19 protein-coding genes are annotated in these 24,329 nt (G+C 39.1%); 9 read left to right on the top strand and 10 right to left on the bottom strand.

Annotated features, from left to right (window positions below; translation table 11 throughout):
* Window positions 1–4 precede the first annotated feature (4 nt).
* Complete coding sequence (locus ACY2A0_RS09650; protein ID WP_461789248.1) at window positions 5–2,428, bottom strand: TonB-dependent receptor; 2,424 nt, start codon at window positions 2,426–2,428, stop codon at window positions 5–7.
* A gap of 185 nt (window positions 2,429–2,613) precedes the next feature.
* Window positions 2,614–5,088 (bottom strand): TonB-dependent receptor domain-containing protein, encoded by a 2,475-nt coding sequence (locus ACY2A0_RS09655; protein ID WP_461789249.1) that lies wholly within the window; start codon window positions 5,086–5,088, stop codon window positions 2,614–2,616.
* Between the two features lie 100 nt (window positions 5,089–5,188).
* On the opposite strand from ACY2A0_RS09655, the gene ACY2A0_RS09660 reads away from it, so the two are divergent.
* On the top strand, window positions 5,189–5,812 hold the full coding sequence (locus ACY2A0_RS09660; protein ID WP_461789250.1) for a thioredoxin family protein: 624 nt from the start codon (window positions 5,189–5,191) through the stop codon (window positions 5,810–5,812).
* A gap of 180 nt (window positions 5,813–5,992) precedes the next feature.
* On the opposite strand, the gene hisS is transcribed toward ACY2A0_RS09660, so the two are convergent.
* The 3 genes from hisS to pdhA form a co-directional block, all read right to left on the bottom strand.
* Entirely contained in the window at window positions 5,993–7,375 is a 1,383-nt protein-coding gene (hisS, locus tag ACY2A0_RS09665; protein WP_461789251.1) for a histidine--tRNA ligase, read from the bottom strand.
* Between the two features lie 326 nt (window positions 7,376–7,701).
* The gene (locus ACY2A0_RS09670; protein ID WP_461789252.1) at window positions 7,702–9,360 is read right to left on the bottom strand and encodes a 2-oxo acid dehydrogenase subunit E2; all 1,659 of its coding nucleotides are present in this window, start codon (window positions 9,358–9,360) and stop codon (window positions 7,702–7,704) included.
* 34 nt (window positions 9,361–9,394) lie between these two features.
* Complete coding sequence (gene pdhA, locus ACY2A0_RS09675) at window positions 9,395–10,390, bottom strand: pyruvate dehydrogenase (acetyl-transferring) E1 component subunit alpha (protein ID WP_113639339.1); 996 nt, start codon at window positions 10,388–10,390, stop codon at window positions 9,395–9,397.
* A 663-nt stretch (window positions 10,391–11,053) separates the two neighbouring features.
* Here pdhA and ACY2A0_RS09680 point away from each other — a divergent pair.
* Both ACY2A0_RS09680 and ACY2A0_RS09685 read left to right on the top strand, forming a co-directional pair.
* Window positions 11,054–11,605 carry a C40 family peptidase gene (locus ACY2A0_RS09680; protein WP_461789253.1) on the top strand — a complete coding sequence of 184 codons (552 nt, stop codon included), beginning with the start codon at window positions 11,054–11,056 and terminating at the stop codon, window positions 11,603–11,605.
* 69 nt (window positions 11,606–11,674) lie between these two features.
* A complete protein-coding gene (locus tag ACY2A0_RS09685; RefSeq protein ID WP_461789254.1) occupies window positions 11,675–12,781 on the top strand; it encodes a CapA family protein in 1,107 nt (368 codons plus the stop codon).
* A gap of 42 nt (window positions 12,782–12,823) precedes the next feature.
* Here the strand turns inward: ACY2A0_RS09685 and ACY2A0_RS09690 are convergent, their stop codons facing one another.
* Window positions 12,824–13,039, bottom strand: coding sequence for a hypothetical protein (locus ACY2A0_RS09690; protein WP_461789255.1), 216 nt, complete (start codon window positions 13,037–13,039; stop codon window positions 12,824–12,826).
* A gap of 111 nt (window positions 13,040–13,150) precedes the next feature.
* On the opposite strand from ACY2A0_RS09690, the gene ACY2A0_RS09695 reads away from it, so the two are divergent.
* Window positions 13,151–14,086, top strand: a complete 936-nt coding sequence (locus tag ACY2A0_RS09695) for an SPFH domain-containing protein (protein WP_461789256.1) — start codon at window positions 13,151–13,153, stop codon at window positions 14,084–14,086.
* A gap of 364 nt (window positions 14,087–14,450) precedes the next feature.
* Here the strand turns inward: ACY2A0_RS09695 and ACY2A0_RS09700 are convergent, their stop codons facing one another.
* Complete coding sequence (locus ACY2A0_RS09700) at window positions 14,451–14,951, bottom strand: DUF1579 family protein (protein ID WP_461789257.1); 501 nt, start codon at window positions 14,949–14,951, stop codon at window positions 14,451–14,453.
* 127 nt (window positions 14,952–15,078) lie between these two features.
* Between ACY2A0_RS09700 and ACY2A0_RS09705 the strand changes: the two genes are divergently transcribed.
* The 3 genes from ACY2A0_RS09705 to ACY2A0_RS09715 all read left to right on the top strand — a co-directional run bounded on the left by ACY2A0_RS09705 (window position 15,079) and on the right by ACY2A0_RS09715 (window position 17,413).
* The gene (locus tag ACY2A0_RS09705) at window positions 15,079–15,645 is read left to right on the top strand and encodes a thiamine pyrophosphokinase (protein WP_461789258.1); all 567 of its coding nucleotides are present in this window, start codon (window positions 15,079–15,081) and stop codon (window positions 15,643–15,645) included.
* A 152-nt stretch (window positions 15,646–15,797) separates the two neighbouring features.
* Complete coding sequence (locus tag ACY2A0_RS09710) at window positions 15,798–16,292, top strand: GNAT family N-acetyltransferase (protein ID WP_461789259.1); 495 nt, start codon at window positions 15,798–15,800, stop codon at window positions 16,290–16,292.
* An 11-nt stretch (window positions 16,293–16,303) separates the two neighbouring features.
* A complete protein-coding gene (locus ACY2A0_RS09715; protein WP_461789260.1) occupies window positions 16,304–17,413 on the top strand; it encodes a hypothetical protein in 1,110 nt (369 codons plus the stop codon).
* A gap of 52 nt (window positions 17,414–17,465) precedes the next feature.
* Here the strand turns inward: ACY2A0_RS09715 and ACY2A0_RS09720 are convergent, their stop codons facing one another.
* Together ACY2A0_RS09720 and ACY2A0_RS09725 are read right to left on the bottom strand one after the other, a co-directional pair.
* Window positions 17,466–18,776, bottom strand: a complete 1,311-nt coding sequence (locus ACY2A0_RS09720) for a M20/M25/M40 family metallo-hydrolase (RefSeq protein ID WP_461789261.1) — start codon at window positions 18,774–18,776, stop codon at window positions 17,466–17,468.
* A gap of 88 nt (window positions 18,777–18,864) precedes the next feature.
* A complete protein-coding gene (locus tag ACY2A0_RS09725) occupies window positions 18,865–20,694 on the bottom strand; it encodes a M61 family metallopeptidase (protein ID WP_461789262.1) in 1,830 nt (609 codons plus the stop codon).
* 165 nt (window positions 20,695–20,859) lie between these two features.
* On the opposite strand from ACY2A0_RS09725, the gene ACY2A0_RS09730 reads away from it, so the two are divergent.
* Together ACY2A0_RS09730 and ACY2A0_RS09735 are read left to right on the top strand one after the other, a co-directional pair.
* Window positions 20,860–22,593 carry a GMC oxidoreductase gene (locus tag ACY2A0_RS09730; RefSeq protein WP_461789263.1) on the top strand — a complete coding sequence of 578 codons (1,734 nt, stop codon included), beginning with the start codon at window positions 20,860–20,862 and terminating at the stop codon, window positions 22,591–22,593.
* A 3-nt stretch (window positions 22,594–22,596) separates the two neighbouring features.
* Window positions 22,597–23,253 carry a gluconate 2-dehydrogenase subunit 3 family protein gene (locus ACY2A0_RS09735; RefSeq protein ID WP_461789264.1) on the top strand — a complete coding sequence of 219 codons (657 nt, stop codon included), beginning with the start codon at window positions 22,597–22,599 and terminating at the stop codon, window positions 23,251–23,253.
* 230 nt (window positions 23,254–23,483) lie between these two features.
* Here ACY2A0_RS09735 and trpC read toward each other — a convergent pair whose 3' ends face one another.
* Window positions 23,484–24,272 (bottom strand): indole-3-glycerol phosphate synthase TrpC, encoded by a 789-nt coding sequence (gene trpC, locus ACY2A0_RS09740; RefSeq protein WP_461789265.1) that lies wholly within the window; start codon window positions 24,270–24,272, stop codon window positions 23,484–23,486.
* Between the last annotated feature and the right edge of the window lie 57 nt (window positions 24,273–24,329).

Raw genomic sequence — 24,329 nt, forward strand, 5'->3', positions numbered from 1 at the left:
TGATTTATTCCTTGCTTTTCGATGTAGTTGGCGGAGGAGGAACATTCACCTTGTTGGTTTTTACTTTAGTAAATCGATAGTTGAGGTTAAAAACAAAATTGTTGGTATTAGCTACACCGTACGTGTTCGAAGTAAAATTTAGGCCTTCGTTATAAGTAGTATTTCTACGGCCTCTGAAAGGATCATTAGCACTGATACGAGCAGTAAGCGTATTCTTGAAAAATGATTTCCTTGCACCAAAACTGGTGTTAATAGATGCACTATTTCGCCCAATGGCGCTCACATTGTTATTGTAATTCAAATTAGCTTCGAATGCAGTTTTATAGGGCAGCTGCATTGAAAAACCGCCTCTGGCTCTAATGCTGATCCCTCCACGATTTAGTGCGCTATTTAAAGTAGAAGTATAATTGCTTTGAATTAAACTGAAATTACCATTTGCGGATATTTTTTTAGTTGGTCGATAATTACCAATTAACATTAACGCCAATGAATAATTGGTGCCCACATTGCTAAAAGTACTTTCTGAAATTCCGTTAGGGTTTACGAAACGATACCTTTCAATTACACCGCTAGCGGTAGAGTAGGAGATCCTTGGTGTAAAAGACCATTGATTACCGAATGCACCAAAACTTAAATCAAATTGGTGGGTATAAGACGGCGACAAATCGGGGTTACCGTAAGAAATATTCAACGTATCCGCATTGTTTACCTGAGGGTTTAAAGTGTTTTCTCTTGGGCGATTAATACGGACGCTGTAAGTGGCGCCGATATTATATCGTTTTTTAAAAAAACGGTTGATAGAAGCAGATGGAAAAAAGCTTAAATAAGGACTGACATTGTATACTTCGCCAGTAGAGAGGTCAAAGTTGACATTGGTGTACTCGCTTCTCATGGAGGCCTTTGCTGACCATCCATTTTTACGATAATTGTAGGAAAGATAACCCGCTAAGATGTTTTCGTTGTAGAAAAACTGATTGCTTAGCTCGGCATTGTTGATGTACTGTTGTGTTTTGTAATTAAAGTTCTGCACCAACAAATCGTTGTCATTTTTACGATAATTGTAGGCAATTCCAAATTCCAAACGATCCCTTTTTTTAAATACAGGCTTATCGTAATCTAAGTTAAAGTTGACTCCACGATTCCCAGTTTCGTTATCATTTTGCTGCAAACTAGGACTAAGGTTCGTAGGAAATGCATAGCTACGTTCGAAATTACGCATCCCACTGCTATTGTTAGCATTTACAGTAAATCCAGCAGTTAATTTCCCTCCGGCGGTATCGGTATTGAGGCTATAATCGGCATTAAAAACAAAATTATTGCTGCTATTATCACCAGTGTTCACTTGGTTTCGCAACCTTTTAGTGATTTCTTCTTCATTAATGTAATAAAAATCGTTTCCTGATAAGCTATTACTTCCATTTACATTATAACTGGTATTTAAGCGAAGGTTTTGTTTTTTATTGATATCCCAATCCAAAGCCACTCTAAAATTGCCGCCATTACTTTCACTTCTCGAGTTGTTAAATTGATTGTAGTAAAAAGTGGTGTCTGGGAAAAAATTGGTTCTGTAACTTTCACTGCTATTTCTGCCCAATCCAGTTCTGTATGCGCCGCCGCCGGTAATACTGTATTTTTCGCCTCGATACGATGCATTTGCATTGGCATTGTTGTTCCCCTGCGTTCCTGCAGCTAGTCCAACATTTCCGTTAAAGCCAACTTTGAAACCTTTTTTCATCACAATGTTAATGATCCCTTCGCCGTCCGCTGAATATTTTGCTGGCGGGTTTGTCATCACCTCAATTTTCTCAATGGCATCAGATGGCAGTACATTTAATAGATCAGCGATGTTGGAGGTCATGTAGTCAGACGGCTTTCCATCAATAAAAACCCGGGTGCTGCGTTTGCCAGAAATGGTGGTATTGCCATCAATATCTACCTCAACCATGGGTACGTTTTTCAGTAAATCCGTTGCGGTGCTTCCTTCAGCCAATATACTTGAGCTTACATTATAGGTAATTACATCGGCACCAACTTCAATCACTGGTTTTTCTGAGGTAATTACTACTTCGTTTAAGTTGTTTTGCTCAGCTGCGAGTTTCAGTGAACCTAGGTTTTTGTCTGCATCAGCTTTGCTAAGCACAACTTCGTTAACAAATAGTGCTCCAAAACCAACATAACTTACTTTTACTTTATACGTGCCGAATTTGACGTTGCTAAACTTAAAAAAGCCATTTTCATCTGTTTGCAGCGTAATTAATGGCTGCTCTGCACCACTTTCAAATAAAGCTACCACAGCAAATGGGATCGGCAAAGCTCCAACCTCTTCAATAACCTTTCCCCTGACTATCCCTTTATCTGTAGTTTGCGATTTAGATTGAAAAGAAATTAAAAGTAAGGTAGAAAAGGCAAGGGCAAGAAAATTCTTCAAAGTCTATGGTGTTCTATATCAGTAAAATATAATATGCAATATAATTAGAAACTGATTAGAAATCAATTTAAACTATATCGTAAATGGAATGTTACTAAGTTTTTAAGTTTAAGATACTAAAAAGTCCCAAAGGTTTAAATTTCTTTGGGACTTTTTTTATTTTCTTTTTAAATGTTTCAATCTGTTTAGAAAGTTTCTTCGTCAGATCTCGGTGCTTCCTGCTGTTTCTTTTTCTTTTGGGTAAAATCGGATTTTCCAAAACGGTAAGAGAAAGTTAACGAAGCCATATTTCCGGCTCTAGCTCTGCTAAAATCAATGCTTGAACCTGTGTTTTGGAACTCCATTTGGAACTTACGAGTATTAAATAAGTTTCTGATGTTGAAACTTAAGCTAGCTTTTTTATTCAGTACATCCATTTTTGCACCCGCATCGAAACCGTACATGGCTTTGAAAGTGCCTTGTGCTGTAACTTCATTCGAACGATAATCAGCCCTTAGCTGTAAAGTAATTGCGTAAGGAAGTGTGATGTTATGCGTCATGTTTGCATTGTAAGCTACGCCATCTACGTCTGAAGTGCCAAACTCGGCCACCCCTTCAATTTTACGTTGGTATAAATTGAAATTGGTAGTCATGTTCCACTTTTTAGATAAGTCTAACTTTCCAATCAATTCGAGACCACTGTTTTTAGCACTGGTTAAGTTTTGAGGAATGGTTAAGTTAATGCCACCTTCAAGTTCATATCTAATTCGTTGAATCACATCGTTGGTTTGACGGTAGTAAGCGGTAGAAACTAAAGAGAAGTTTTTGAAAAATCTGCTGTAGCTCAATTCAAACGCATGCACATCTTCAGGCATTAAATTCACATTACCTTGGCGGTAGTTAATTGGATCTGATACATCTAAAAATGGATTGGTATCCCATCCACGAGGACGATTTACACGACGGCTGTAGCTCAGTTGAAGCTGCTGCTCATTCTTAAGTTTTTGAGTTAGGAACACACTTGGGTACAAACGGGTATAAGCTACTCGGCCAGGTGTATAAGCAATATTTCCTCCTGGAAGATAAGCGCCCATTTCGGTACTTAACGCGGCATCTTCACCCCTTAAACCAATCTGATAGCCAAAGTTTTTAATTTGGTTTTGATAGTTTAAGTAAAGTGCGTGTACGTAGTCATCGCTGTTAAAATCATTACTTAAGGTGCGACTAAAGATATACATGTTATTTACCACTGAATCTGCAAGTGTTCTGCTATTAGAAATACGGTATTGCGTACGATATCCAGCCTCTAGGCGAGATTTTTCCGTTAAAGGCAAAATGTAATCTAACTGAATATTGTAATTTTTATTATCGCTTGGTCTGCTAGTAATCTGCTGTATAAAAGGAGAAGTAACAGGCGCTCCTGAGGTAAAGTAACGGTCGGTGTCAAAAGTTTGGTACGTATCGTTATTTCCAGTAGCGAAACTGGCATTGAATGAAAGTTCTTCGCCTTTTTTCTTGAATTTTTGTAAGAAGTCCACACTTAAATCGTAGTTGTTGCCGCTGCGGTCTCTGCTATTAACTCGATTAGAAAGGTTAACAGGTGCGTTGCTCGCACTAAATTCGTTAATACCGATAAATTCATCCTCAACACTGTTTCTTGAGTTAAAGCCTCCGGAAACACTCACCGTACTTTTGTCAGTGAGGTTGTAATCCATCCCAAGTTTAACGTTGTGGCCTTTCTCCAGCTCGTTGGAATTATTGTCCTGAGTAACGTATCCTATGCCTCTTATTTCGTTTCTGTAATACGTATTGTTGAAACCAAATCCAGGCCGGTTACCATAACGATAACTATAATTGGCATATAGGTTTACATTCTTGTTTTGAAACGCTAGGTTGGTAGAAGCATTGTAATTGTCCCTATTTCCACCGGTAATGGCTACATTTCCGTTTAAGCCCAGTTTTTTGTTTTTCTTTAGTACGATGTTGATGATACCAGTTTGGCCTTCAGCATCGTATTTTGAAGATGGATTGGTAATTACCTCAATGGTTTCGATAGAACTAGCTGGAATTGAAGCCAAAATCTGAGCTACATCACCACCGCCAATTAACGATTGCTTACCGTCGATAAGTACCCTAGCTGCTGAACCTCTCAACGACACACCTCCGTTCATATCAGTTTGTACTGAAGGCACATTTTGAAGCACATCTGTAGCTGAGCCACCTTCACTCACCACGCTTTGGTCTACCGAGAATATTTTTTTATCGATGCCCAATTGCATAGTTGGTTTTTGGGCGGTAACGGTAACTTCGTTTAGAATGTTGCCCTTGCCAGTTTTCATTTTAATAATACCGAAGTTGATGCTTTTTAAGGCGCCTGTAATTGCAACAGAATCTCGTACCATGGTTTGGTAGCCAATGTAACTTGCTTTAAAAGTATATACGCCATTAGCAATATTGGAAATGGTAAAATTGCCATCTAAATCGGTTTGTACAATTTTTACGGTAGCTTTGGTTTTTCTGTCGGTAAGTACCGCCGACGCATAAGGAATTGTTTCGTTAGTTTGAGCGTCTACAATTTTGCCACTGATTTTACCAGTGCCTCCAGTTTGGGCATAAATTTTTACAGTTGTAATACAAATAACAGCAGCTAATAAAAGAACTTTGCGCTTAATCCTATCCATTTAAATTCGGTTGAGTTTTAATGTAATTTTAATGAGGGGGCAAATCTCGTTAATTAAAGATTTAAAAGAATAGGCGTAACCATTTTATTACAGCGTTTTTATGCTTGATTACAGTAATATTTTTGATAAAGAAGCGCTAGACTACCCTAGCTACAGAAATTTGGTAGATGAGCTTTTGGCCAAAGGCGAAACAACAGGTCCAGATCATTCAGAAGCAATGTTGCACTACAGTAAAATGAATGTGCAGCGGATGAATAGGGTAGATAAAACGACGGCACTTAGTGCAGATTTATTGGCTACTTTGGAGGGCATTAAAGGTAAATATAAGTTCTTGGTAATTACCGAGGGTTGGTGCGGAGACGCAGCCCAAATAGTGCCGGTAATCAATAAAATGGCTTTGGCTGCGCCAGATAAAATTGAGTTGAAATTGACTTTGAGGGATAAAAACTTACCTTTAATTGATGCGCATTTAACCAACGGCGGCAGGGCTATTCCGGTACTGTTAATTTTGGACGAGGCTGGCAACTTGGTGATGCCAAAGTGGGGTCCACGTCCGGCGGTTTTACAAAACTTAATGGCCGAGTGGAAAAACGAAGGCGTAGTGATGCCAGAGCTTGCGGAAAAACTGCATGGTTGGTATGCAAAAGATAAGACAGTTGCCACGCAGGCCGAGTTGACGGAATTGTTAAGGCCCCTCTCTGCCTTCGGCATCTCTCCCCAATAGGGAGAGAACGGATTTAGGGAAGTTTGTGCTTGCTTTGTGAAGGGATTTAGTTGAGGTGTTCTAAATAGTTTCTTTGCTGCCTATGTATAAGTTCGGGTTACTGTCGCAATGACAATTTATAAAGATTTTACTTCAAGAAGTTTCAACTTTCCATTACGGTGTAAGTGACCGAAAGGACGCCTACTTCAGTTTTTCTATAATTTGTCCAGTAGTTAACTTCTCTTGTGCTCCACTTGCCATATCTTTTAAGGTAAGTAGGCCACTTTGCATTTCTTCATCCCCAATCAGCACTACGTAAGGAATGTTTTTTGCATCAGCATAGCTCATTTGCTTTTTTAGCTTCGCCGAAGTTGGATATAGTTCAGCTGCAATTTGGCTATCCCTTAACTGTTGTAATAAAGGCAGTGCATATAACTCGGCATTTTCGTCAAAATTGCTGATGAGTACTTTGGTGCCTTGTTGGGCTGAATCAGGAAATAAGTTTAATTCTTCTAACACATCGTAAATACGATCAGCACCAAATGAAATACCTACGCCAGTTAAATCTTTCAGGCCAAACATTCCAGTTAAATCATCGTAACGGCCGCCGCCGCCAATGCTGCCCATTGCTACTTCGTTAGTTTTAACCTCGAAGATGCAACCAGTGTAGTAGTTTAAACCACGGGCCAAGGTGATGTCAAGTTCTATATGAGATGTGAGATGTGAGATGTGAGATGTGAGATGATTTACATATTCGAACACTTTTTCAATCTCTTCAATACCTTTTAAACCGATTTCTGATGTTTGCAGAACATTTTTCAAGCTTTCCAGCTTTTCAACATTAGATCCTTCCAACAAAATCACTGGCTTCAGTTTCTCAATATCTGCTTCGGTAAATCCTCGTTCCAGCAATTCTTTGCTTACGCCGTCCAAACCAATTTTATCTAATTTGTCGATGGCTACGGTCATATCCACAATCAGCTCAGGCTTACCAATAATTTCGGCAATGCCACTTAAAATTTTGCGGTTATTGATTTTTATGCTGAAATCTTTCAGGCCAAGTTTGCTTAATGCTTCGTGGTAGATGAGTATAAATTCAGCTTCATTCAATAAGGAAGTAGAACCTACAACATCCGCATCGCATTGATAAAATTCGCGGTAGCGGCCTTTTTGTGGCCTATCTGCACGCCAAACCGGCTGCACCTGGAAACGTTTAAACGGAAACGCAATGTCGTTTTGGTGCATTACCACGTAACGAGCAAAAGGTACGGTTAAATCGTAACGTAATGCTTTTTCAGAGATTTTCGAAATAGTAGCGTTAGAATTTTTAGCTGCTAGTAGCTGCTCGTCAACCTTAGCTAGATAATCTCCGGAATTAAGGATTTTAAAGATCAGTTTGTCGCCTTCATCACCATATTTACCAGTTAAGGTTTGCAGATTTTCCATACTAGGCGTTTGTATTTCTGCATAGCCATATTTTTTGAAAACAGTTTTAATGGTATCGTAAATGTAGTTGCGTTTCACCATTTCTACTGGCGAAAAATCTCTTGTACCTTTTGGTAAACTTGGCTTGGTTACTGACATAGCCGCAAAAGTAATTAATTAGGTTGAAAGTTGATACGTTTTGTACGTCATTGCGAGGCACGAAGCAATCCTAATGCGGTCGGTTTACTGATTTTGTAAGATTGCTTCGTGCCTCGCAATGACGACAACGTTACAGATTTTGCCTTCTAAACCCGATTGAGCGGATTAGCCCACAGGCGTAGTGCAACGAAGACGAGGACTATGAGCGAAAGCGGGACTAAAGAAAATAGTAGAACTAAGTACCTTTTCCAAACAAAAAAGGCTCCCAAATTGGAAGCCTTTATATGTTTTATCCTTCGACAAGCTCAGGATGACACGCCTTGAGTTTATGCCAATAACGTTACTGGAGCTTCTAACAACTGTTTTAAGGTTTGTAAGAAAGCTGCACCAGTTGCGCCATCTACTACACGGTGATCGCAACCTAAAGTTAACTTCATTACGTTTCCAGGAACTACAGCGCCATTTTTAACCACAGGAACTGCTTGGATAGCACCTACAGATAAAATAGCTCCGTCTGGAGAGTTGATGATCGAAGTAAACTCATCAATACCGAACATACCTAAGTTAGATACGGTAAATGTTGAACCTTCCCAATCTGACGGTTGTAATTTCTTAGCTTTTGCTTTAGCACCGTACTCTTTAACCTCAGCAGAAATGTGAGATAAAGATTTGCCATCAGCAAAACGCACTACAGGAACCAATAAACCATCTTCAACCGCCATAGCTACACCAATGTTGGTATGCTCGTTGAAACGGATTTTATCGCCACCCCATGATGAGTTAACCGCTGGGTGTTTTTTCAAGGCTACAGCAACTGCTTTAATCACGATATCATTGAAAGAAACTTTTACCGGAGCCACCGTGTTGATTTGTGTACGAGCCGCCATAGCATTGTCCATATCAATACTAATGGTTAAGTAGAAATGTGGCGCTGTAAACAAACTTTCGCCCAAACGTTTTGCAATTACTTTACGCATTTGCGAAACTGGTTTCTCTGTATATTTTTCTTCGCCAACATAAGTTGGGATCACTGGAGCTGAAGCAGCAGTTTCTTTCGGACTTTCGGCCTTAGCGCTTTCTGACTTCGCAGCAGGGGTAAAGTTCTCTACGTCTTTTTTAATGATACGACCTCCCTCAGCGCTACCAGCAACTTGAGCTAAATCAATACCTTTTTCTTTTGCAATTTTTTTAGCCAAAGGCGATGCAATGATACGACCACCGTTTGAATTGGCAACTGCAGCAGGAGCAGCCTCTTCTTTCGGACTTTCGGACTTCTCTGACTTAGCACTTTCTGTCTCTTTACTTTCCGCCTTAGGAGCCGCAGGAGCCGAACCGCCAGCTAAGATGCCACTTACGTCAGTGCCTTCTGGACCCACTATCGCAATAATGCCGTTTACTTTGGCCGCTTCGCCTTTTTGTACACCAATGTGTAATAAAGTTCCAGTAGCATAACCCATTACTTCCATTGTAGCCTTATCGGTTTCTACGTCAGCAAGTACGTCATCATCTTTTACTTTATCACCAACTTTTTTATGCCATTCAGCAATTACGCCTTCAGTCATGGTATCGCTTAGCAAAGGCATACGAATTACCGTAATTCCTTTTGCTGCTAATTCTTCTTCGCTTAAGCCGCCGCCTTGTGCAGGAGCTTCTTCTTTTTTATCTTCTGCCTTAGGAGCTTCCTCTTTAGGGCTTTCTGATTTTTGGGCTCCAGATTCAGCTTCAAGCAAAGCTTTATAGTCTTCGCCTTCTTTTCCAACTATTGCCATTAAAGCATCAACAGGAACAGCTTGGCCTTCTTCTACACCAACGTATAGTAAAGTGCCATCCCAGTAAGACTCCATGTCCATAGTAGCTTTGTCAGTTTCAACTTCAGCTAAAACATCACCGCTTTTTATTTTATCACCTACTTTTTTGTGCCACTTAGCCAAAACCCCTTCGGTCATGGTGTCGCTCATTTTAGGCATTTTAATTACTTCAGCCATTGATCTATCTTTATTTGATTGCTTGTCTTTAAAATTAAATTTGTTGGAAAGGGTAGTTTTGCTCTACATAAATATCGGTGAACAATTCTTCTGGTTGAGGCCAAGGAGATTCTTCAGCAAATTTTACCGATTCGTCAACGATGCTTTTTACTTTCTCTTCGATTTCAGTAATCCAAGCTTCATCAGCATATTTTTCTTTAAGGATTACCTCTTTTACTTGCTCAATTGGATCTTTTGCTTTGTACTCTTCCAACTCTTCCTTGGTACGATATTTTGCAGGATCTGACATCGAGTGACCTCTGTAACGGTAAGTTCTCATTTCTAAGAAAGTTGGTCCTTCGCCAGCACGAGCACGTTGGATCGCCTCGTCCATAGCGTTGTGTACCGCTACTGGATCCATACCATCAACTGGTGCACATGGCATATCAAAACCTAAACCGATTTTGTAGATGTCCATCATATTGGTAGTACGTTGTACCGAAGTACCCATCGCATAACCATTATTCTCACACACGAAAATTACTGGAAGTTTCCATAACATCGCCATGTTGAATGATTCGTTCAATGCACCTTGACGCACCGCACCATCGCCCATGTAGCAAATGTTTACATTGTTTGTTCCTTTATATTTTTCAGCGAAAGCAATACCCGCACCTAAAGGCATTTGACCGCCTACAATACCGTGGCCACCATAAAAATGATGCTCTTTACTGAAAATGTGCATTGATCCACCTTTACCTTTAGAACAGCCTGTAGCTTTACCGTACATTTCGGCCATAATGCTGTTGGCACTCATTCCTAAAGCTAAACCATGAGCGTGATCTCTATATGAAGTAATCATTGAGTCGCCTTTTTGCATTGCAGAGATTGCTCCTGCAACTACGGCTTCCTGACCAATGTATAAATGGCAAAAACCTCTGATTTTTTGCTGACCATAAAGTTGTCCAGTTTTTTCTTCGAACTTGCGCATCAGCAACATCGATTCAAACCACTTCAAATAGGTGTCTTTATTTATTTCTACTGCACTCATGTTTTGATGATAATTTTTTTAATTGCGAGAGCAAATCTAATTTATTTTCTTGGATTTTTGTATATGCTCTGCCGTAAAAACATCATAAACTGATTGATAAATATGCTGTTGCACTGCTTTTTAAACCGAATTGCAAAATGGTAAATTTTACAAATTTGTTTAGCGGTAATTTTGGAAAAGTAAAAGCCCTTTAAAAACAGAAATTTTATTTGGCTGAGATGCACTTTAGCCTAATTTTTAATTTTACATCACTTAAAAGGTTAAATACTTTAAGGAACTGTTTAAATTTCAGTAAACTTTTTACTTGTCAGTCTGAGCTTGCCGAAGACTACTTGTTAAAGAATGTTTCGACAAGCTTAACATGACACCTGTATGTTAGTCAACAGAAATTTCGAAACAGTTTCTAAAAAATTAATTGTTTGGGACCATCATTGTTTGCTAATGGTGTAAAAGAACAGTAAATGGCGCCTGAAAATAAAATTTAGCTAGTTTATTTAAGCTAGATTTAATACGGATTCACCTATGAAATGTTAATAACTTGAAGTTTTAACATTTTTATATTTGGATAAAAGAAAGGATGTTCCTAATTTTGAGCCGCTAACAATAAGCCCGTGTGGTGTACGTTAAGTGTAAGTGTTGTTTACCCAAACTTAATAGTATAACATGATTAAAAAGTTTTTGTTTTCTACGTTAATCGTTCTCGCCTCTTTTTCGGCAACGTTTGCTCAAAGCAAAACCAAAGAAGCAGCAAAAGTAGAAGATCCAGATAACTTAGCTTCACAATATTTTTCGCAAGTAATGGGTGTGGCTGTTGACGCTACCTCAAACCTTAAATTATATAAGTTCATTTACGAGTGGATTGGTACCCCTTACCGTTTTGGTGGTAACACTAAAAAAGGTATCGATTGTTCTGCGTTTACCAAAGCTATTTACGACAAAGTTTTTAATACTAGCATTTTACGTAACTCTCGTGATATTTTTAGCATGGTAAATCCACTTTCTAAAGATGAATTGAAAGAAGGTGATTTAGTTTTCTTCAAGATTAAGAGCAGAAGCATTTCTCACGTAGGAGTTTATTTGGGTGAAAACAGATTTGCACATGCATCAAGCTCGAGAGGTGTGGTAATTAGCAATCTGAATGACCCTTATTACAGCAGGTATTTTTACAAAGGTGGAAGAATTATAGAACCTGGTGAAGGTAGCGTTGTAGAATAAGCTGAATTACAATTTTAGTTTTACGATATTAGATTGTCCTTCCCATTTTGGGGAGGATTTTTTTTGGCTATGATGAAAAGAATTTTTGGTTTTTTTACCATTGTAATTGCAATTTATTCGGTTTCTAGCTGTCAAGGCCGACAAAGCCAACAAGTGGAAACGGCGGATACCGCTAAGAAAATACAGTTAGAAAGAAAAATTGCAGATACCATTAGCATTGTTGCCGTTGGCGATATCATGTTGGGTTCTGCTTTCCCTAGCAAATTAAATTTACCACCTGACGATGCCGTTAACAGTTTTAAAGAAGTTGATACTTTTTTGAAAGGAAACGTGGTGTTCGGGAATTTGGAAGGTTGTTTCCTAAACTCGGGAAGTTCTTCTAAATGCAATGGCATCAACCCCAATAACTGTTATGCTTTCCGGATGCCCGACCGATATGCCAGAATCTTTAAAAAAGCTGGCTTCAATGTGCTAAGTGTAGCTAACAATCATGTTGGAGATTTCGATAACAGGGGCAGAAAAAATACGGCGAAGATTCTAGATTCACTAGAAATCAATTATGCTGGACAGGTACAAAAGCCTGCTGCGTTTTTTACAGTGGATAGTGTTAAATACGCCTTTGCAGCTTTTGCACCGAATGAAAATACCGTTGACATCAGAAAAATTGACGAAGCGAAAGCACTTGTAGCTTCCTTAAAAGCACAAGCGGATATTGTAATTGTATCTTTTCATGGTGGTGGAGAGGGTGCCAAATTTGAACATGTTACTCGCCAGACAGAAGTATTTTATAAAGAAAATAGGGGTAATGTTTACGCTTTTGCCCACGCAGTAATTGATGCTGGCGCAGATGTGGTGCTAGGACATGGGCCTCATGTTACCAGAGCTGTGGAAGTGTACAAGAACAAATTCATCGCTTACAGTTTAGGTAATTTTTGTACTTACGGCATGTTCAGCCTGAAAGGACCGAATGGTATTGCGCCGCTGTTGCAAATCAAATTAAATTCCAAGGGAGATTTTCTTTATGCCGATGTCGTTTCGGTAAAACAGGATAAAATCAATCGTTTAACCTTAGATCAATCCAACGCTGCTTTTGAGAAAATTAAATCGTTAACCGATATCGATTTTAAAGGTCACAACTTAAAATTTGAAAACAAGCGGATTTCAGTAAATGATTAGTCTGACTATAGTTTAGCAGCCACTTCACTTGCGGCCATTAAACTAAGATTCGTCCTTGGTGTTTTTTACCAAGCCAATCCCTGATAAGAAGAAAATGAGGCCAATTACTCCTACAACAATGAGTTCGCGGTTACCTACGCTGTGATTTACAAATCCCCAGCCACAATATACTAAGCCCATAATACCTAAAATGGTTAAAATGGTGCCAAAAGTTCGTTTTACGTTCATACCAATTTCAATAAAGTTAACTAATAACATTGCTGCCGTTTTTTTGTTTAAGAGGCATTCTTATAAGTGATGCAATAAATGGCTGTTTATTATTAGTTACTGCTTATTTTTAGTAATATTGATTCATCAAAATCAAATCATATGGCTTATTTCGGTTATGGCGTTTTTGTATTTGCGCTCATCGTTCTGTTCAGTTCTTTCGTAACTGTTAAACAAGGTACAATTGCGGTAGTTACTATTTTCGGTAAATATCAGCGGTTGTTACGTCCTGGTTTAAATTTTAAAATTCCATTAATCGAAGTAATTCATTCTAGAATATCTATTCAAAATCGTTCTGTTGAACTTTCTTTCCAAGCGGTAACACAAGATCAGGCCAATGTTTATTTCAAGGCCATGCTGCTTTACTCCGTATTAAACCACGAAGAAGAAACCATTAAAAATGTAGCGTTTAAGTTCGTGGATACGAATAATTTGATGCAGGCTTTAATCCGTACCATCGAAGGTTCCATTCGTGCTTATGTGGCTACGCAAAAACAAGCAAATGTATTGGCGCAGCGTAACGAAATTGTGGAGCATGTAAAGCATCAGATCGATCAGGTGTTGGAGAGCTGGGGCTACCATTTACAAGATTTGCAGTTGAACGACATTACCTTTGATGACGAAATTATGCGCTCTATGAGTAGGGTAGTGGCATCGCACAATTTAAAGGCAGCAGCAGAAAATGAAGGTCAGGCGTTATTGATTACTAAAACTAAAGCAGCAGAAGCTGATGGTAATGCGATTAAAATTGCTGCTACCGCTGAACGTGAAGCAGCACAACTCCGCGGACAAGGTATTGCATTGTTTAGGGAGGAAGTAGCTAAAGGTATGACCAACGCCGCTCATGAAATGCAACAGGCAAACCTAGATACTTCGGTAATTTTATTCACCATGTGGACTGAAGCCATTAAGCAGTTTGCAGAATACAGCGAAGGCAATGTGATTTTCCTTGATGGCAGTACCGATGGCATGAACAATACCATGAAGCAGATGATGGCCATGCAAATGGGACAAAAAGCTGCCTCTGATAAAAAGTAATAAATAAATAGTTGCTGTTTTCTACCACCTAAGGCACCTAAGGACATCTTAGTTTTGACATATGATCCTCTTAGGGAGCTGGTGGTGGTTTAAGTGGTTAATTTAAATTTTATTCTTCTTAATGAAGATGTCTAAGGGGTTTAATTTTGAATCGATGTTGTATAAATGATTGAGCAAGAATATGTATTCTACCGCCTAAGACACCTAAGAACATCTTAGTTTTAACATGTAATCCCCTTACGGAAGTTGATGGTGTTTAAGTGGTTAATTTATTTTTTTAATCGTCTTAATGAACTAAGGTGTCTAAGGTGTTTAAATTAGTTTACTCGTAATCGTTAACTGAAAACTGAGAACTGCTAACTGGCTACAAATCTATCCTTAAATTGATCGTCTCTACCGCTTTAGCTTCCTCCCCATTAGGTGAAATATTGTAAGCACGTAAGATGAACTGATCAGAGTTAAGTATTTCTAATTCAGTGCGCCAACCCCAAGGTTCAGGCATTTCAGCGCTGCTGTATTGGCCAGTAACCGAAAAGCCATTGCGAGTTTCTACACCTTCTGAAAACATAATACCAGTACCCATGTGAAAGCTGTCTATCCAGCTGCAAACACATTTATTGTTGGCTAAGTCGAAGCCCCAAACCATTAGGCCTTCATGGGTTTTTCCGTTGATGATGCCTCGATATTCGTAACGAATAAACCGCTTGTTAAGCAGGGCAATAATTTTACTGCTTGTTGGTGATTCATCGGCTAATACATCTTTTTCAAACCAAGTACGCGTACGGCCATCCCAGTTGCCTACTAAACTTAGCAGCCTTAAGTGTGGACCGCCTTCTTTCGAGATATCTAATTTGCTCTTGCTCATTAACCTAAGATAGTATTTATGTTGCAAAGTTGAAATGTTTTGATTAAATGTTGAAATTCTTACTGAAGATTATAAACTGCCAGCTGAAACTTTTTACTTTTACCTTTTTACTTTTAACTTCGAAACCATGTCGTCACATCATATTGTAAAAGAAAAACAAGAGCCCGCTTTATATATACATCAACTGGGAGATTTTAATGAAGAATTCCTGGGGCAGTTGCTGGAATGGAGTCCAACTGTAATTGTGGCCGCTGGGGAGTACGAAAAGGTAGTTTCGTTAGGTATCAAAGTAGATGTTATTGTGGGTAACTTAGAAGCTGGAACGCCGTTGCAAGAAAATATTAGGATTATCCCTCAGCAAAGAAAAGGTATTGAAGACGCAATGGAGTTTTTGGTGAAAGAAAAATATCCAGCAGTAAACGTAATTAGCGAAATAAATAGTTTCGATGACTTAACATGTTACCTACCGGATATTAATCTGGTACTTTTCACAGAACGCAGTAAGCATTATCCAGTTAAGAGTGGCTTTAGCGTATGGAAACCTGCGGGCACAGTATTCTTAATAGACATTATTGCTTATTTTGAAGCTGATAATTTGATGCAGACGGAAAGCGGAGAATTCGTAGTGGTAGAAGATGGGTTAGTTGCATTCCGCTTTCAAGCGCCTTATTTGTTTGTTGGAGAGTTACTATAGATAGTATTTAGTAGTTAGATTTTAGTATTTAGACAGCAATTGTGCAGAGAAAGAATAAACACTTTTAAACTGTATCCATGGCTTTCATAAACGTTTTACTTTTCCTTTCTACTTTTAACTTAACTGGTTATTAATTACTTACCACTAAAAAAATGATTTACTTAAGGAGAGCGAAAGAAGAGGATTTATCGATCATAAGAAACTTGGCTGAACAGATATGGCCAGCAGCTTACAGCGATATCATTTCGCAGGGGCAGATTGAGTTCATGTTGGAAAAAATGTACAACCAAGGCGAGTTACTTGCGCAATTACGTGAAGGACATACTTTTTTTATTGCATCGGATGCGCATGAGGATGTAGGTTTTGCAGGGTTTTCAATAATCGACTTGGAGCAGCGAATTTTTAAGCTACATAAGCTTTATGTTTTGCCTAAAATGCATGGTAAAGGAGTTGGCAAAATCTTAATTAACGAAGTTTTTGATAAAGTAAAAGCCGAAAACGGAAAATTTTTACAGCTGAATGTGAATAAAGCTAACAAGGCAAAGGATTTTTACGAGAAAGCCGGGTTTTACATTAAGTACAGTACCGTATTAGATATCGGCAATGGCTTTTATATGGATGATTATGTGATGGAGAAAGAAATTTAATTATGACGGGAATGAAAAAAATTACGCTTAATCTTGTTTCGTTGCTGATCTTTTCTTTGTCGGCAAAGGCCCAGCTTGACATTAATCCGGGGGTTGATACCACATCCTTAATTAACAAAAAAGTGATTGCTTTTTATAGTAATTATATATCAGCTTTTAAAAGTAAAAAGCAACTTCCGGACTATAAGGAATATTGGGGAGAAGACGACTGTAAAAAGTATAAAAATCCAGATCCTTCGGTATACGGGATAGGTGGAGATTATCCAACGTATTTAATGGCGGAAAGGAAAACCATCCATTATTTAAAACCACTTAAGGATGGCATATTCAATATCAAGATGTTGGGTTCATGGACTGATAGTACAAAGAGTAATTCCATCATGTACATCACTAATCAGTTTATTAAAGTTGAGCCTAATAATAAGATGTATTTCATTCAGCCAATAGCTATTTATAAAAATAGTTGGAGTGTGAGAACATTTGGACCAATTACCTATCATTTTCCTAAGTATCATAAATTTGATGAGAAGAAGGCACAAAGCTTGTTGACGCAAATTAGAGATTTGGAACAAAAATGGCAGCTGACTCCGAAAAAGATTACCTACTTCTTTGCTGATACTTATGACGAAATCCAGTTAATTAGGGGCTTCGATTTCACCATTGGAATGGGTAACGCAGATAAACCTATGGGCATTTCCAATCAGGATGATAACATAGTGTGTTGTGCTGGAAAGGGGGAAGATTACTTTCATGAAGTAGTACATATTTATCTTAATCCGTTACATCCAAAATCTCCACTTAACGAGGGTTTGGCAGTTTTTTATGGAGGCACATTGGGTAAGCCACTTTCTTGGCATGCCGCTAGGCTAAATAGTTACTTAAAAGCGCACCCTGAGATCGATCTTTCTAAGCTTGATGATTTCTATTACATGGATAATTATACCAATCCAGGGAGTGCAATACAAGGGATCATTTGTAACGCAATTTTTAAAAGAGATGGCATGAAGGGTTTAAAAAGATTGATGGCTTACACTTCCCTTAATGAAGTATTTGAGAAGGAATTCAAAATGAATATGAAAGATCTTAATCAAGAGTTACGCAAATTAATTGATCAGCAATAAAAAAGGCGTTTTCCAAATGGAGGAAAACGCCTTTTTCTATTTACGTTAATGATTACTTCAATTTAGGGATTCGGCTAGGAGTATCAGCGCCGCTAACAATACTCACCGCACTTTTAGCAATGGCTTTAATGGTTGATAAGATGTTTTCTACGTCTAATGAACTGTATTCATCTTTAACGGTATGGTAAAATTTGTCGCTATCAATTTGATCGGTACTGATAGTGTGGGCCGGAACGCCTAATGCCGCTAAAGTTGCGTTATCGCTTCTGTAGAATAAGTTCTGTTCCTTATATGGGTCGGGGTGGAAGGTAAACTCTGTTCCGGCTAAGTTTTTCTGTAAAATTTTTCCTAAATCAGATTTATCATAGCCGGTAATGAAAGCGGTATTTTTACCAAATTTGCTGTCCTTTCCGATCATTTCGATGTTGAACATGGCTACAACTTCATCGGGATTTAATTTTTCTGAGAAGTATTTAGACCCAAACATGCCCATTTCTTCACCAGTGAAAGCTACGAAAATCAAGGTGCGTTCGTTTTTATTTAATTTTTTGTAGTATTTGGCTAGCGCAATCACGGCCGAAGTTCCCGAAGCATCATCATCGGCACCGTTCATGATGCTGTCGCCTTCAACTGGCTTTACCAGACCAAGGTGATCGTAGTGTCCGGAAAAAACCACCAGTTCTTTTGCTTTTGATTTACCCGGAATTACACCTGCAACGTTAAATAAAGGCATTTTGGTTACTGTGTTATTCAGTTCTACTGTAAAGCCATTACTTACGGTTTCTTTATCCAGCACAAAAACCATTGCTGAATTTTTTGGGCTTTTGATATCCTGCTCGTCTAGTACGGTTTCACTTCCCAACATTCCTTTCACACGTTTAAATGCATCAACGAATTTTACATCAACCAATACTAATTGCTTTTTCCCACTGCGAGCTAATGCTCTAAACTGACTGATAAAATCCTTATTCTCATCAAGTTTAATCCAGCCATCGCTATTGCTTTGATCGAAAGATAACTTCTCCGATTTATTACCATAAACAATGATGTTTTCACTAGCAATGGCTTGGCCATCAATAGTTACTTTGGTAGAGGCTGGTTTAAGTTGGTACTTGTAAAAAGTCTGGCGATAGCCCGTTTGGCCATCTAATGGTTTTAAGCCAATTTCGGCAAACTCCTTTTCGATGAATGATGCCGCTTTATCAATGCCCGGAGTAAATGTCCTACGCCCTTGCATATCGTCGGCGCTTAGCGTTTTAATCAAATGATCTACATAATCTTTTGTAATGATCTTGTCAATGTTTTGTGCATTTGCCGTTAGCGAAGCAACTGCTAATCCCATTGCGAATATTGTTTTTTTCATTTTTATAATATTAGGATCTAGTAATTAGATTTTAGTATTTAGTTTATATTTTTTTGCAGATTTAAACTGATTCCTGTCCACTTATTCCTTAATACTTTATAGCGCTTTCTAACCATTTATCTCTGAACGCTTTCATGTCGGCTGTAAGTGTACCGCCAGTGTTTTCTACTGGAATCAGTTCCAGTTGAGGGTTTTCAATAAAAGTGAGTTTAGTTGTCTTTTCTACTCCCTTTCGACTAATCACAAGCTCAATTGTTTCACCTGGTTGATGCTTTGCCGTCACAGCTTCGAAATCTTTAGCCGAAGCAATGGTGGTTCCATCAGCTTTCAAGATCACGTCTTCACTATCAATACCTGCATTGTAAGCTGGTGTTCCAATCATCGTAGCGCTGGAAACAGCTTTTCCGTCCCTGTCTCGCAATCGAATGCCGCTATATGCTTTGCCAGCAGCTTCTTTACGTAATACTAATCCTGCTTTTAACAGTAATGCTGTATAGTCTTCTTTTTTGGTAGAATACACGTAGTTTTTGAAGAAGTCAGCTGCAAAAGTTGGATTTTTAGTTAGTGTAGCTAATACTTTTTGTAAGTCAGGGATGGTGTAAGGAATCTCCGTTTTACCATGAGCTTTCCACAAAGCACGCATGTAATCATCTAAAGTTAAATTATAGTCACTTCGTAAACGCAAATCCAAAGCTAGTGCTACCGCTGCGCCATAAGTATAATATGAAGTAAAGATGTTTTGCTGATTCGTTTCGTCTACCGCTACTCCTGCATCTGCAAAAACGGCATATCTGCTAGCTTGAACAGGTGAGAAATTTTTAGCGCCCGGAGAGTTGCTTACTGCATTGACTAAACCGTTAAAAGTTCTGCTAATATTTTCTAAAGTGCGAAATCCCGCCCGTTTTAAAACTAAGTTGCCATAATACTGCGTGAAACCTTCAGCCAACCACAATTCGTCACTGATATTGGACTGCGTAAAATTAAATGGCTCCAAGGTTTTTGGACGTAAACGTTCTACATTCCAAGAGTGAAAGAACTCATGCGAAAAAGTCCCTAACAGGTTGCTTTCGTTGCCAGCTATTTTAGGAGTACGTTGTACAATTACAGTAGAGTTGCGATGCTCCATTCCATCGCCGGCGTAGCTTGGGTGTACGCAATGCAAGAAATAGTAATGTCCGTAGTCAAAAGTAGGGAGCTCACCCCAAATTGCTTGCTGCTCTGCCACTACCTTCTTCAGCATATTGGCGTAGTTAAAAACAGTCATTTCATCATCGTCGCTATGCGCCATCAAATGAACGGTTTGCACTTTTCCATCAGCACTTTTCACCTCCCAACTTGCCGACTTAATTGCTGCTATTTCAATGGGGCTATCCATAAAATATTGCAAGTTTTTGGCATAGTAAATGCCATTTCCCAGCGGTTTCAATTGTGTCGCTACCTTCCAATCTTTTTGGTTGTTGAAGCTCAGCTTTACCGTTCGTGGTCGGGCATCTAATCCCACTGGAAATGCAAAAACTGCCGGGATGTTGAGATGTGCATGAGCTTCGTCAAATCCAGCATAGGTGCCGTCAATCCAGTTGCCAAATATGGTGTAGGTAATTTTAATTTTGCCTTTAGGTTGTGCGATTTCATACACATCTCCAGCGGGCTGTTTTAATGCAATCGCTTTACCATTGGCATCAAAAGCTTTAAAGTTGTATATGTTCTTGCCAAATTCGTGGGTGGCATAACGTCCAGGAGATGATCTGGAGAATCTTATTTTCAGAGGGGCGTTAGCCGGTACGTTTGGGATAACCATGCTTATTTCCGCTTCATGATGTACTACATTAGGGAAACTTACTTCATAGTTAATTTCTTGTTGCGCATTTACTGCTGTAGCGGATAACAGCATTGCAATTAATAGAAAATTCTTCATCATTTGTGATTTAAAAGTGAAGTTAAGACTTCGAGAATAAATATCCCGATTTGTGAGCATTTTATTACCATACACTCGCATCATTTTGCATTAATTGTACCTGTTTAAATTTGTTTAAGCCACTAAAATCTTATAACTTGAGCTTATCTAACTTATTTATAAGCCTAAATGCAAATCAAAAAACAAACTAAACATTACGATGCCGTAATAGTAGGTTCGGGTGCTGGCGGTGGAATGGCGGCCTATACTTTGGCCAAAGCTGGATTAAAAGTGTGTATACTGGAAGCCGGAGCCATGTACGATCCCCAACAAAATATCACTCAGTTAAAAAACCCTTGGGAGTCTCCACGTAGAGGAGCTAGCACAAAATTTCGTCCTTTTGGAGATTTTGATGCCTGTTATTACGGTTGGGACGTAGAGGGCGAACCCTACACCAAGGCCCCCGGTACCGAATGGGACTGGTGGCGAGCGAGGATGCTTGGAGGCCGAACTAACCACTGGGGGCGTATTTCATTGCGTTTTGGCCCTAAGGATTTTAAAAGAAAAGATATAGATGGTCTTGGAGAGAATTGGCCGATTGGCTACGAGGATATCAAGCCCTTTTACGATCGAGTTGACAAATTGATTGGTATTTTTGGTACTAACGAAGGGCTGGAAGATCATCCGGACGGGTTCTTTTTACCACCACCCAAACCTCGATTGCATGAGCTGTTCATTAAAAAAGGAGCTGCCATTTCGGGAGTTAAAGTAATCCCTTCAAGGTTATCTATCCTTACCAAGAAAATAAACGATGATAGAGGCGTGTGCTTTTTCTGTGGACAGTGTAACAGGAACTGTAGCATGGCAAAGGCCGATTTTTCTTCAACCAATGTGTTGATTTATCCAGCTTTGGCTACAGGAAATATCGATATTATTCCAAATGCGATGGCTAGGGAAGTGCTTACCAATGAGGAAGGTTTGGCTACCGGTGTTTCTTACATCAACAAAGATGACATGATGGAATATCAGGTGACCGGGCGTACGGTAATTTTGGCTGCAAGTGCTTGCGAATCATCACGTTTGTTGCTTAATTCAAAATCAAAGCGTCATCCAAATGGTTTGGCAAATAGCAGCGATGTGGTTGGCCGTTATTTACACGATTCAACCGGTGCCTCAATGGGCGGGGTGTTACCGCAACTGTTTGATAGGAAACGTTACAACGAAGATGGAGTAGGCGGGATGCACATTTATTCGCCTTGGTGGCTAGATAATAAAAAATTAGATTTCCCTCGTGGTTATCACATTGAGTATTGGGGTGGTATGAGTCAACCCGCTTACGGTTTTGGCGGTGGTATCGAAAGCTTAAATGGTAAGTTTGCGGTTAGAGGCACGCAAAAAGAGGCTGGCGGTTATGGTAAATCTTTAAAAGAAGATTACCGTTATTTTTATGGCGCAAGCGTGGGCATGGCTGGAAGAGGCGAAGCGATTCCTTTGTATGATAACAGGTGCGAAATAGACCCTAATGTAGTGGATAAGTACGGTATTCCGGTGCTAAAATTTAATGTGAAATGGAGTGAGCATGAGATATTGCAAGCAAAGCACATGAAGGAAACCTTCGATGAAATGATGCACAACATGGGAGCAATTGTAACTTGGGGAGGTGATTATAGCAAAGCCAATAACTACGGTCTGGAGTCGCCGGGTAAAATTATCCATGAAGCAGGTACTGCTAGAATGGGAAGTGATCCTAAAACTTCGGTGCTGAACAAATACAACCAAGCACACGATTGTAAGAATTTATTTGTGGTGGATGGTGCCGCATTTACTTCACAAGCAGATAAAAATATTACGTGGACTATCTTAGCTCTTTCGATGAGGGCTAGTGAGTACATCATGTCGGAAATGAAAAAACAAAACTTGTAGGCAATGAACAGGAGAGAAACCTTAAAATTACTGGGCGTAGGCGCAATTTCGGGAACTGCTTTAGTTGGCAGCAGCAAAGCTCAGGTACCGGTGCAAAAAGAACAGGAAGATCCAGTATTTAATTACGATAGGGCTAAAGAGGAATTGGCAAGGGAAAAGCAACTGATTGCCCAAGGGAATTTTTTCACAAAGGAAGAAATGGCTACGATCACCATCCTAGCGGATATCATTATTCCAAAAGATGAGGTAAGTGGTAGTGCATCAGATGCTAAAGTGCCAGATTTTATCGACTTTATTGTGCGTGATATGCCACAACACCAGGTTCCTATGCGAGGCGGTTTGCGTTGGGTTGATATGCAATGCTTGAAGCGTTTCGGTAAGCCGTTTAGGGAATGTGCCGAAAAGCAGCAAATTGAACTGGTAGATTTAATTGCTTATCCAAATAAGTCACCAAAGGAACTCAGTCAGGGTGTTTCTTTTTTTAATAGATTGAGAAATTTGGTGGCTTCTGGTTTTTACACTTCAGAAATTGGCGTTGAAGATTTAGGCTACAAAGGCAATACGCCTAACCAATGGAACGGCGTACCTGATGAAGTGTTAAAGCAATACAATTTGGCCTACACTAAAAAAGAATTGAAAGAGTGTATTAAGTTTGATTAGGGGTCAGGGACAGTTATTCTTCCGTTCTTGCTAGGCACTGTTTGCGCCGGTAGATCGGAGAAGCAAACTTACAGTTAGTAGTTGTTTTAATTGTTTAGAATACCTTGCGGTCATTTCGAGTGAACAAAATAAAATTGAGAAATCTTTGAACGTGTTTGATAAGTCCAAAGATTTCTTTCTTGCAAAGCTTTAGCTACACTAAAGTGACAATGATGTTTCTGTTTTCATCGCTACAACTCATTCACAAAACTTTCAATCGCCAGTCCAGGGTTCTCCGTTTTCATGAAATTTTCACCAATCAAAAACCCTTGAAAGCCAACCTGTTTTAAATCCTTAATGGTTTGCGGGTTGCTAATGGCACTTTCGGAAATCTTTAAAAAGTCAGTAGGAATTTTATCCACTAAATCAAAAGAAGTCTGAATGTTAACGGTAAAATTACCTAAGTTGCGATTGTTTACACCAATGGCATCCAAATGCGGACAAATACTTCTTTCTAGCTCGGCTAAATCATGAACCTCCAATAGCACATTTAAACCTAAGCTCTGTGCTAGTTTCCCATAATCAGCAATTTGCTGTGGGGTTAATATGGCCGCAATTAGCAAAATGATATCAGCTCCCCATGCCTTTGCTTCCAAAATTTGGTACTCGTCAATCATAAAGTCTTTCCTCAAAATAGGAATTTCATTTACGCTGCGGGCTTGTAACAGATCCTCTTTTTTGCCACCGAAAAAATCGGTATCCGTTAAAACTGACAGTGCAGAAGCTCCAGCAGCATTATACGCTTGTGTAATGCTTTTTACATCGGCATTGCCATTAATTATGCCTTTGGAGGGCGATTGCTTTTTAAACTCTGCAATAATTCCAGTCCGGTCGTCAGCTAAAAGGAAATCCTTAAAACGGTATGGGGTTCTAGCAAACGTGGGGTTGCTTTCTAGCTCCTTAACGCTTAGCTGTTGTTTAGCTAAGGCTACTTCTTCTTTTTTACGTAAAACGATTTTGTCTAAAATATTTTGGCTCATGTATTTATCTTGGTCGTCATTGCGAGGAACGAAGCAATCTGTTGATTCAAACTTTCG

It is taken from the genome of Pedobacter sp., assembly GCF_965249885.1.
GTDB lineage: Bacteria > Bacteroidota > Bacteroidia > Sphingobacteriales > Sphingobacteriaceae > Pedobacter.